The organism is Staphylococcus pasteuri, assembly GCF_030547725.1.
Classification (GTDB): Bacteria; Bacillota; Bacilli; order Staphylococcales; family Staphylococcaceae; genus Staphylococcus; species Staphylococcus pasteuri.
Map to the genome: position 1 here is coordinate 1 of NZ_JAUOQO010001144.1, position 229 is coordinate 229.

Consider the following 229-nt stretch of genomic DNA (forward strand, 5'->3'; position numbering starts at 1 on the left):
TGGTATTACCATTCTTGCAAAAAATACTGCTATTGAATGGAACGACTACCATATCAACATTGTTGATACTCCTGGACACGCCGACTTCGGTGGAGAAGTAGAGCGTGTTATGTCTATGGCTGACTCAGTGTTGTTAATTGTTTATGCCCAAGAAGGCCCAATGCCGCAAACACTCTTTGTAACACAAAAATCGTTTGCTCAAGGCCTTAAGCCAATCTTTGTGATCAAC

Annotated in this window: 1 protein-coding gene; it reads left to right on the plus strand. The window is 41.9% G+C overall.

The window, feature by feature from the left end:
* The coding region (locus tag Q4528_RS16700; protein WP_303522934.1) for a GTP-binding protein at positions 1-229 on the plus strand (229 nt) is incomplete at both ends.